The organism is Mycobacterium sp. E3247 (genome assembly GCF_001667785.1).
GTDB lineage: Bacteria > Actinomycetota > Actinomycetes > Mycobacteriales > Mycobacteriaceae > Mycobacterium.
Genome location: NZ_LZJG01000157.1, coordinates 1 through 10493, shown reverse-complemented (window position 1 = coordinate 10493; position 10493 = coordinate 1). Strand labels below are relative to the sequence as shown.

9 protein-coding genes and 1 pseudogene are annotated in these 10493 nt (G+C 69.6%); 6 read left to right on the top strand and 4 right to left on the bottom strand.

The genetic code is table 11. The annotated features are described in order from the left end of the window. From A9X04_RS31360 to A9X04_RS08505, 4 genes and pseudogenes are all read left to right on the top strand, one after another. A pseudogene (locus A9X04_RS31360) lies at positions 1 to 78 on the top strand (hypothetical protein); the annotation flags it as partial. 414 nt (positions 79 to 492) lie between these two features. Further along, positions 493 to 3390 carry a (Fe-S)-binding protein gene (locus A9X04_RS08515; protein ID WP_082974878.1) on the top strand — a complete coding sequence of 966 codons (2898 nt, stop codon included), beginning with the start codon at positions 493 to 495 and terminating at the stop codon, positions 3388 to 3390. 32 nt (positions 3391 to 3422) lie between these two features. Further along, complete coding sequence (locus A9X04_RS08510; protein WP_067919314.1) at positions 3423 to 4712, top strand: pyridoxal phosphate-dependent aminotransferase; 1290 nt, start codon at positions 3423 to 3425, stop codon at positions 4710 to 4712. A 26-nt stretch (positions 4713 to 4738) separates the two neighbouring features. Then, positions 4739 to 6016, top strand: coding sequence for a YibE/F family protein (locus tag A9X04_RS08505; RefSeq protein ID WP_067919313.1), 1278 nt, complete (start codon positions 4739 to 4741; stop codon positions 6014 to 6016). Here A9X04_RS08505 and rfbA read toward each other — a convergent pair. The 3 genes from rfbA to A9X04_RS08490 are packed head-to-tail and all read right to left on the bottom strand — an operon-like array spanning position 5958 to position 8021. After that, positions 5958 to 6833, bottom strand: coding sequence for a glucose-1-phosphate thymidylyltransferase RfbA (gene rfbA / locus A9X04_RS08500; protein WP_067919311.1), 876 nt, complete (start codon positions 6831 to 6833; stop codon positions 5958 to 5960). The genes A9X04_RS08505 and rfbA overlap by 59 nt on opposite strands. Before the next feature lie 21 nt (positions 6834 to 6854). Continuing rightward, positions 6855 to 7229, bottom strand: coding sequence for a nuclear transport factor 2 family protein (locus tag A9X04_RS08495; RefSeq protein WP_067919309.1), 375 nt, complete (start codon positions 7227 to 7229; stop codon positions 6855 to 6857). Positions 7230 to 7265: 36 nt separating this feature from the next. Further along, a complete protein-coding gene (locus A9X04_RS08490) occupies positions 7266 to 8021 on the bottom strand; it encodes a maleylpyruvate isomerase family mycothiol-dependent enzyme (RefSeq protein WP_067919307.1) in 756 nt (251 codons plus the stop codon). A 120-nt stretch (positions 8022 to 8141) separates the two neighbouring features. On the opposite strand from A9X04_RS08490, the gene A9X04_RS08485 reads away from it, so the two are divergent. Continuing rightward, on the top strand, positions 8142 to 8639 hold the full coding sequence (locus A9X04_RS08485; RefSeq protein ID WP_156764271.1) for a hypothetical protein: 498 nt from the start codon (positions 8142 to 8144) through the stop codon (positions 8637 to 8639). Beyond that, positions 8629 to 8973, top strand: coding sequence for a hypothetical protein (locus A9X04_RS08480; protein WP_067919304.1), 345 nt, complete (start codon positions 8629 to 8631; stop codon positions 8971 to 8973). Before A9X04_RS08485 ends, A9X04_RS08480 begins: the two co-directional genes overlap by 11 nt. Positions 8974 to 8986: 13 nt before the next feature. On the opposite strand, the gene A9X04_RS08475 is transcribed toward A9X04_RS08480, so the two are convergent. Further along, complete coding sequence (locus A9X04_RS08475) at positions 8987 to 10312, bottom strand: UDP-glucose/GDP-mannose dehydrogenase family protein (protein WP_067919316.1); 1326 nt, start codon at positions 10310 to 10312, stop codon at positions 8987 to 8989. Positions 10313 to 10493: the final 181 nt, after the last annotated feature.

Here is a 10493-nt window from a genome sequence, read left to right as displayed (position 1 = left end):
GCACCTGATCCGACGACCTACCGCGTGCTGGACGTGGGTGCGGGAACCGGGCGCAACGCTTTGGCCCTCGCCCGTCGTCGTCCTCTGAGCCGCCGCCCGCCACCACCACGACCGAGCCGCCGACCACCACCACCACCACCACCGAGCCGCCGACCACGACCACCACCACGACGGCACCGCCGACGACGACCACTACCCCGCCGCCCACGACGACGCCGGCGCCCACCACGTCCGCGCCCCCCGCCACCACGCGCTTGCGGCCGCTGCTGCCGCCGTTCCTGCCCCAACCCCGGCCCTGACGCGGTGGCGCCGGTCACCGCGACGAAATTCACAGGCCGGCGGCGGCGCTCAACGAAGCAGGCCGAGACGCCGGCACCCCCGAAGTTAGGGCAGCCTTTCTCGCGGCGGAAGCTGCGGAGATGCAACTATGAGCAGGGCTAAGCAGGCAAACAAAACGCAGGCTGAATCAACAATGCATTGGGGAGACCTTCGGTGACGACGCAGATGCTCATCAGACTGGTCGTGGGCATGGGCATGACGCTGGTGGTGGCCGCACTCGCCGGCCGCCGCGTCCTGTGGCTGTTCAAGCTGGTTACGTCCGGCAAGCCCGCCCCGGGACACACCGACGAACCCGGCAAGCGAATCTGGGCAGAGCTCTCCGAGGTCTTCGGTCAGCGCCGCCTGCTCAAGTGGTCGATCCCCGGCCTGGCGCACTTCTTCACGATGTGGGGCTTCTTCATCCTGCTGACGGTCTACATCGAGGCCTACGGGCTGCTGTTCCAGGACAACTTCCACATCCCGATCATCGGCCGCTGGGACGCGCTGGGCTTCCTGCAGGACTTCTTCGCCACCGCCGTCTTCCTGGGCATCACGACGTTCGCCATCATCCGGCTGCGCACGGAACCCAAGGAGTACGGCCGCTCGTCGCGGTTCTACGGTTCGCACACCGGCGGCGCCTGGCTGGTGCTGTTCATGATCTTCAACGTCGTCTGGACCTACGTCCTGGTGCGCGGGTCGGCCGTCAACAACGGCACGCTGCCCTACGGCAAGGGCGCCTTCCTCTCCCAGCTGTTCGGCGCGATCCTGCGCCCGCTGGGCCAGCCCGCCAACGAGATCATCGAGACGGTGGCGCTGCTGCTGCACATCGCGGTCATGCTGGCGTTCCTGATCATCGTGCTGCACTCCAAGCACATGCACATCTTCACGGCGCCGATCAACGTCATCTTCAAGCGGCTGCCCAACGGGCTCGGGCCGCTGCTGCCGCTGGAACACGACGGCAAGCCGATCGACTTCGAAAACCCGCCCGACGACGCCGAATTCGGCCGCGGCAAGATCGAGGACTTCAGCTGGAAGGCGATGCTGGACTTCGCCACCTGCACCGAGTGCGGCCGCTGCCAGTCGCAGTGCCCGGCGTGGAACACCGGCAAGCCGCTCTCGCCCAAGCTCGTCATCATGGACCTGCGCGACCACTGGATGGCCAAGGCGCCCTACATCCTTGGTGACAAGGAGACCCCGCTCGAGAACACGCCGGAGGGCGGAATCGGCGAGGAGCTGGCCGGCGAGAAGCACGCCGAGGCGCACCACGTCCCCGAGTCGGGCTTTGGCCGCATCATGGGGTCCGGCCCGGAGCAGGCAACCCGCCCGCTGGTCGGCACCGCCGAACAGGGCGGCGTCATCGATCCCGACGTGCTGTGGTCCTGCGTGACCTGCGGCGCCTGCGTGGAGCAATGCCCGGTGGACATCGAACACATCGACCACATCGTCGACATGCGCCGCTACCAGGTGATGATGGAGTCGGAGTTCCCGTCCGAGCTGTCGGTGCTGTTCAAGAACCTGGAGACCAAGGCCAACCCGTGGGGCCAGAACGCCGCCGACCGCACCAGCTGGATCGACGAGGTCGACTTCGACGTCCCGGTCTACGGGGAGGACGCCGACAGCTTCGACGGCTTCGAATACTTGTTCTGGGTGGGTTGCGCGGGCGCCTACGACGACAAGGCGAAGAAGACCACCAAGGCCGTCGCGGAACTGCTGGCCATCGCCGGGGTGAAGTACCTGGTGCTCGGCACCGGCGAAACCTGCAACGGCGACTCCGCGCGCCGCTCGGGCAACGAGTTCCTGTTCCAGCAGCTGGCCGCCCAGGCCGTCGAGACTCTGGACGGGGTGTTCGAGGGCGTGGAGACGGTCGACCGCAAGATCGTCGTCACCTGCCCGCACTGCTTCAACACGCTGGGCCGCGAATACCGGCAACTGGGCGCGAACTACTCGGTGTTGCACCACACCCAGCTGCTCAACCGCCTGATCCGGGACAACAAGCTGGTGCCGGTGACGCCGGTGTCGCAGGACATCACCTACCACGACCCGTGCTACCTGGGGCGGCACAACAAGGTGTACGAGGCGCCGCGCGAGCTGATCGGGGCCGCGGGGGCGACGCTCACCGAGATGCCGCGCCACGCCGAGCGCAGCTTCTGCTGCGGCGCCGGCGGCGCGCGGATGTGGATGGAAGAGCACATCGGCAAGCGGATCAACCACGAACGCGTCGACGAGGCGCTGACCACCGGGGCGTCCACGATCGCCACCGGCTGCCCGTTCTGCCGCGTGATGGTCACCGACGGCGTCAACGACCGCTCCGAGGAGGCCGGCCGCACCGGCGTCGAGGTGCTCGACGTCGCGCAGGTGCTGCTCGGCTCCCTCGAGTACGACAAGGCGACGCTGCCGGAGAAGGGCACGGCCGCAAAGGAAGCCGAGAAGCGGGCGGCTCAGGCGCCCAAGGCCACCGCGACCGTCGAGGCGCCGGCCAAGGAGACCGAGGAGGCTCCCGCCGAGGCCGCCGCGAAGACCGAGGCCGCCCCGAAGGCAGAGGCAGCCACGCCCACCGCGCCCGCCGCGCCCGTGAAGGGCCTCGGCATCGCGGGCGGGGCCAAGAGGCCCGGCGCCAAGAAAGCCGCACCGGCCCAGGCCGAGGCCAAGACGGAAACGGCCCCGGAGTCTGCCGCGGCGCCGGCCGCCCCGGCCAAGGGGCTGGGCATCGCCGCGGGCGCCAAGCGTCCCGGCGCCAAGAAGGCCGCGCCGCCAGCCGAGGCCCCCAAGGCCGAGACCGCACCGGAGGCCGAAGCCAAGGCCGAGGAGGCCAAGCCGCCCGCGGCGCCGGTCAAGGGGCTGGGCATCGCCGCCGGCGCGAAGCGCCCCGGCGCCAAGAAGGCCGCGCCGCCAGCCGAGGCACCCAAAGCCGAGGCCCCCAAGGCCGAGGCGCAGCCCGCCGCGGAAGCGGAGCCCGAGCCCACGCCGAAAGCCGAGCCGGCCAAGCAGCCCGACGGCGACGGCGCGGCGTCGGCCCCGCCGGTCAAGGGGCTGGGCATCGCGCGCGGCGCCCGCCCGCCGGGCAAGCGCTGACCTGGGTTTTCTTCGTTTGACGGCAAAATTCAGTGGACAGTAGTGGCACCATTGGTGACGTGACCACGCACCAGCTGCCCCTGCACGCTTCCGGCCACCACCGGCAGCGCGTCTTCGCGCAGTCGTCCAAACTCCGGGACGTCCTGTACGAGATCCGCGGCCCGGTGCACCAGCACGCCGCGCGGCTGGAAGCCGAAGGCCACCGCATCCTCAAGCTCAACATCGGCAACCCCGCACCGTTCGGGTTCGAGGCGCCCGACGTCATCATGCGCGACATGATCCAGGCGCTGCCGTACGCCCAGGGGTACTCCGACTCGCAGGGCATCCTGCCCGCCCGCCGCGCGGTGGTCACCCGCTACGAGCTGGTCGAGGGCTTCCCCCGGTTCGACGTCGACGACGTCTATCTGGGCAACGGGTGCTCCGAACTGATCACGATGACGCTGCAGGCCCTGCTCGACAACGGCGACGAGGTGCTGATCCCGTCGCCCGACTACCCGCTGTGGACGGCGTCGACGTCCCTGGCCGGCGGCACGCCCGTGCACTACCTGTGCGACGAGACCCAGGGCTGGCAGCCCGACATCGCCGACCTGGAGTCCAAGATCACCGAGCGCACCAAGGCGCTGGTCATCATCAACCCCAACAACCCGACCGGCGCCGTCTACAGCCGCGGCGTCCTCACCCAGATGGTGGAACTCGCGCGCAAGCACGAACTGCTGCTGCTCGCCGACGAGATCTACGACAAGATCCTCTACGACGACGCCAAGCACATCAACGTGGCCACGCTGGCGCCGGACATGTTGTGCCTCACCTTCAACGGGCTGTCCAAGGCCTACCGGGTGGCGGGCTACCGCGCCGGCTGGCTGGCGATCACCGGCCCCAAGGACCACGCCGAAAGCTTCATCGAGGGCATCAACCTGCTGGCCAACATGCGTCTGTGCCCCAACGTGCCCGCCCAGCACGGAATCCAGGTGGCCCTCGGCGGTCACCAGAGCATCGAGGACCTGGTGTTGCCCGGCGGCCGGCTGCTCGAGCAGCGCGACGTGGCGTGGCAGAAGCTCAACGAGATTCCCGGGGTGTCCTGCGTGAAGCCGGAGGGCGCGCTGTACGCCTTCCCCCGGCTCGACCCCGAGGTCTACGACATCACCGACGACGAACAGCTCGTCCTCGACCTGCTGCTGCAGGAGAAGATCCTGGTCACCCAGGGCACCGGATTCAATTGGCCGGCACCGGATCACCTGCGCATCGTGACGCTGCCGTGGGCCCGCGACCTGGCCGCGGCGATCGAACGGCTGGGCAACTTCCTGGTCAGCTATCGCCAGTAAGGATCTTCGCAGCCGGCGCCTCTACGGTGGACCGGGTGACGCACTCGCACACCCACTCCCACAGCCTGTCCGGCCCGGCCGCGGTTGAGGCGCTGCCCGCCAGGATCGTCGTCGGGCTGCTGGTCGCCATAGGCCTGGCGGTGCTGGCCGGCGCCGTCGCGCTGTGGCCCAGCCGGGAGCACGTCGACATCCCGATGCCCTTCCAGAACGCGGCCGGCGGCGCGGTGAGCACGCAGGCCGGGCACGTGCTGTCCAGCGGCCTGGGCGACTGCGGCAGCCCGTCGGTCGGTCAGGTGCTCACCACCGCGCCGCAGCCGGCGCCGCCCGGCGCGGGCCGCTGCGTGCTCACCCAGGTCGCCATCGACTCCGGACCCAACGCCGGCGCCAACACGCTGCTGGAGTCCTCCCCCGGCCCCGGCCAGCCGAAGTTCGCGGTGGGCGACCATCTTCGGCTGGTCCGCCAGGTCGACGACCAGGGCGCCACCAGCTACGCGTTCTACGACTTCGAACGCGGGTGGTCGCTGGTCGCCCTCGCCGTCGCGTTCGCGGTGGTGATCGTCGCGGTGGCCCGCTGGCGCGGGCTGCTCGCGCTGGTCGGCATCGTGGTGGCGTTCGCGGTCCTGGTGGAGTTTCTGCTGCCGGCCCTGCGCGACGGCGCGCCCGCGATCCCGGTGGCTCTGGTGGCCTCGGCGGCCATCCTCTACGCGGTCATCTATCTGGCCCACGGCGTGAGCCTGCGGACCAGCGCGGCACTACTGGGCACGCTGACGTCGCTGCTGCTGGCCGCCGGGTTGTCCTGGGCTGCAATACAACTGGCGCATCTGACCGGCCTGTCCGACGACCAGAACGCGACCGTGAGCGCCTACCTGGGCAACGTGTCGATCAGCGGCCTGCTGCTCGCCGGCTTCATCATCGGCTCGCTCGGTGTGCTCAACGACGTGACGGTGACCCAGGCCTCGACGGTGTTCGAGCTCGCCCACCTCGGTGGGGCGCGCCGCGCGATCTTTTTGGGCGCCATCCGAGTCGGCCGCGACCACATCGCCAGCACGGTGTACACGCTGGTGCTGGCCTACGCCGGCAGTTCGCTGCCGCTACTGCTGCTGTTCAGTGTCGCCAACCGTTCCCTGACCGACGTGCTGACCAGCGAGAGCGTCGCCATCGAAATCGCCCGCGCGGCGGTGGGTGGCGTCGCGCTGGCGCTGTCGGTGCCGCTGACGACGGCGATCGCCGCGGCGCTGGCGCGGCCTAGTGAAATCGGCTCCGCTCCAACAGCTCCAGCAGATAGCCGCCGTACCCGGACTTGAGCATGGTGTGCGCGCGCTCGGCCAGCTGCTCGTCGGTGATCCAGCCCTGCTGCCAGGCCACTTCCTCGGGGACGCTGACCTTGAGGCCTTGCCGTCGTTCCAGCGTGCGCACGAAGTCGCTGGCGTCCAGCAGGGAGTCGAACGTGCCGGTGTCCAGCCAGGCCGTCCCGCGGGCCATCACCTCGACCGAGAGCCGGCCCCGGTTGAGGTAGATCTGGTTGACCTCGGTGATCTCGTACTCGCCGCGCGCCGATTTCTTCAGGCCCTTGGCGATCTCGATCACGTCGTTGTCGTAAAAGTACAACCCCGGCACCGCGTAATTGGACTTCGGTGTCTTCGGTTTCTCCTCCAGCGAGAGCGCCGTGCCGTCGTCGCTGAATTCGACGACGCCGTACGCCGAAGGGTTGGCCACCCAGTAGGCGAAAACCGCTCCGCCGCTGATGGTTTGGAAGCGGCTCAGGCTGGTGCCCAGCCCCGGCCCGTAGAAGATGTTGTCCCCCAGCACCAACGCCACCGAGTCGTTGCCGATGTGCTCGGCGCCCAGCACGAAGGCCTGCGCCAGGCCGTCGGGCCGTTCCTGCGTGACATAGCTGATGTCGATGCCGAATTGCGAGCCGTCGCCGAGCAATCGGCGAAAACCCGCCGCGTCGTGTGGGGTGGTGATCACCAGGATGTCCCGGATCCCCGCCATCATCAGCGTGGACAGCGGGTAGTAGACCATCGGTTTGTCGTACACCGGCAGCAACTGCTTGCTGATGCCGACGGTGATCGGGTGCAGGCGTGTGCCCGAGCCCCCGGCCAGGATGATCCCGCGCATGGTGGTTCCCCTATTCCACGCTCAGTTGACGAGGTCGGACTCGGTGAGTTCGGTGGCGGCCAGCGCCGACGCCAGGTCCTCGTGCCGGAAAACGGACGTGACGCGGTCGTGGACCACCCGGAACGCCGACGCCGCCGTTGCCACGGCCCCGGGATTGTCCGGGGTGCTGACCTTCTGTTCGACGACCACGACACCGTCGTGCACGTACATCCGGCCGACTTCGGCCGTCCCGTGCCGGGCGGCGGCCCACCTGCGCAGCGCCTCGTGGCCCTGGGCGGCGCCGTGCGCGTCGCCGATCTCGATGTCGTCGCTGGACAACGCGATCAGGGTTTCCGAGTCGGCGGCGTTGAGCGCGTCGTGCCATGCCAGGACGGTGGCGATCTCCGAAGTGGTCATGGTGTGCAAGTTACCGTGTGCGCCCCGGCGCCGTGGCTAGAGCGGGGTACGGTCCAGCCAGTTCTGCCACACCGCCTCGTCGCCGAACAGCGCGATGCCCGTGTCCGTCAGCGGCACCCGGCGCAGGATGGCCAGCAGCAGCTCGGCCGCCCCGCCCTTCAGCGCCGCGGTGCCCTTGCCGTGCTCGTGGGACCAGGTGATGCGGCCGTGGTCTACACCGATCGTCCACTCCCCGGCTTCGCCGAGCCCTGGGTCGGTGGCGTGCAGGTGCAGGGTGTTGTCCCCCTCGAGCGGGAGCGGCGCCCCGTCGCTGCCGGCCTGGACCGCGACCCGCTCGAGCCATTCGGTGATCCCGTCCGCGGCCACATCGGGGGCCAGCGTGTAGTCGGCTCCCAGCGCGATCGCCGCGTCGGCCCGGTGCACGGCCACCTCGTGCAGGCGGCGGCGGATCCACCAGTTCGCCGGCCGCGGCCCGAGGAACGTCCACACCGGGGTTTCCACCCCCGTCAGCTCGACGGCATCGATCAGCCGCTGCGCGCCGCCGCGCAACCAGGAGATCGCGTCGGCCGGATCGGGCGGCGGCTTGCCCCCCTCGACGGACCGCGGGTCGAGAAACTCCTCGAGCCGCTCCCGCACGATCTGCGCCGCCCAGCGGTCACCGCGCCCGACATGGCGCAGCAGCTGGTTCAGGCTCCATCCCGGGCACGTCGGCACCGGCCTGGACTGGTCGACATCGCGGAAAAACTCCGAAAACGCGCGGTTCTCTTCGAGGAATGCGCCGGCATAGTCCACCCGGGTCAGGCTACTCGCCGGGCCATGCGACGAAGGACTCCGCGGCCAGGGGACTTCGCCCCTATGGGCGGGCTGCGCCGATGTGCTGTGATCAAACGACCACGGACCACTGGAGACGACATGGGCATGCCCGCCATCCGCACCGCGGACGAGCGCGAGAACGTCGCGTTGGAGCGCGAACGGATCGCCGAAGAGCGGGAAGGCATCGCGAACGAGCGCGAACACCTCGCGCACGAGCGAGAACTGGTGGCAGCGCGCCGGGAGCGGCTGACCGAGGGCGTGGAGCGCTGGGTTCGCTACCTCGAGTCACGCACGATCCTCGCCAACCGCCGCGAAGCGCTGGCCGACGAGCGCGAACGGATCGCGGATGAACGGGAGGCGCTGGCGGACGAGCGCGAACGGATTGCGGACGAACGCGAACGCGCGGCCAATCACACCGCGGCGGGCAAGCAGCGGACGGCCGAGCACGGGGAGCGGCAACGCGAGGCGGCGCTTCGCGAGCAGGCCAAAGTTGAACGGGAGCAGGCCGCCAGCGAACGCCAACTCGCATGGCAGCAGGCCGAGCAGGGACGACATCAGGCGACACAGCGCGCCGAAGGGAAGCATCGTGGCGGCTGAACCCGACGACGTCGACGAGCAACCGGACGAACTGGAAAGGCGCGAGCACGCCCTCACACACCGGGAGGCGCAGCTCGCCCAGCGCGAATGGATCGCCGACGAGCGGGACCGCATCGCCGACGAGCGGGACCAAATCGCGAACCACCGCGAACAGCTGGCGAATCAACGCGAGGCGCAGGCAGACGAACGGGAGGGCACCGCGCTCGAGCGGGAACGCGAACGGCTGCAGCGCGCCGAAGACGGGAAAGACCGCGTGCGAGCCGAGGCTGAGCGCGAACAGGCGAGCATCCGGCGTGAGATGTCCGACACCGAACGTCGCACCGACGAACAATAGGGACGGCGATCAGCTAGGGCCGCGGCGCGCCCAGCCGGAACACTCGCCAGCCCGCCGCGGTCCAGCGGGTGGCGTCGAGACAGTTGCGGCCGTCGACGATGACGCGGGCCCGCACGCGGTCGGCCAGGTCGGCGGGGTCGAGGTCGACGAACTGGCGCCACTCGGTCAGGACGAGCACCGCGTCCGCGCGCTCGCAGGCCTCCTCGACCGACACCGCGTAGTTCAGCGTCGGGAACAGCCGCTGCGCGTTGTCCAGCGCCTTGGGGTCGTAGACGTTGACCGCGGCACCGTTGAGCTGCAGTTGGCCGGCGACGTTGAGCGCGGGCGAGTCGCGCACATCGTCGGATTCGGGTTTGAACGCCGCGCCGAGCACGGCGATGTTGGCGCCCAGCAGCGAGCCGCCGCAGGCGGCGCTGGCCAGCTCCACCATCCGCGTGCGGCGGCGCATGTTGATGCTGTCGACCTCGCGCAGGAACGTCAGCGCCTGGTCGGCCCCCAGCTCGCCCGCGCGGGCCATGAAGGCACGGATGTCCTTGGGCAGGCAGCCGCCGCCGAAACCCAAACCCGCGTTGAGGAACTGGCGACCGATCCGTGGGTCGTAACCGAGCGCGTCGGCCAGCACGCTGACGTCGGCACCGGCGGCCTCGCACACCTCGGAGATGGCGTTGATGAACGAGATCTTGGTGGCCAGAAAGGCATTGGCGGACACCTTGACCAGCTCCGCGGTCTGCAGGTCGGTCACCAGGAACGGCACTCCCTCGGCCAGCAGCGGGCCGTAGAGTTCGCGGACCACCGTTTCGGCGTGCGTCGAATCCTGTTGCACCCCAAGCACGATGCGGTCCGGATGCAGGGTGTCCTGCACCGCATAGCCCTCGCGCAGGAATTCGGGGTTCCAGGCGATCTCGACGTCGACGCCGCGAGGCGCCAGGTCGGCCGCCCGGCGGTTGAGTTCGGCCGCGGTTCCCACCGGCACGGTCGATTTGCCCACTAGCACCGACGATCTCGTCAGCCGCGGCACCAGCGCGTCGACGACGGCGTACACGTGGCGCAGGTCGGCGCCGTACTCGCCCTTCTTCTGCGGTGTCCCGACCCCGAGGAAGTGCACGTCGGCAAAATCGGCCGCCACGTCGTAGTCGGTGGTGAACCGCAGCCGCCCCGCCGCCAGGTTCTTCGTCAGCAGCTTGCGCAGCCCGGGCTCGTAGAACGGAATGTCACCGCCGGAGAGCTTGGCGACCTTCCCCGCGTCGACGTCGACGCCGACGACCTCGTGTCCCAGCTCCGCCATGCCGACGGCGTGGGTTGCACCCAGGTAACCGGTGCCGAACACGGTGCATCGCATATGACCGGTGTACGTCGCCGCCATGAGCTAACTGCATCACCCCGCTGAGCGGGAGGCAAACGGAAGGTGACAGCTGGGTCCGCGCCCGCTAGTGGCGTCCGAATCCGCCGTGGCCGCCACCGAAGCCGCCGTGACCGCCGCCGAGGCCCGGAATTCCGGGGAATCCGCCGCCACCGCCGCC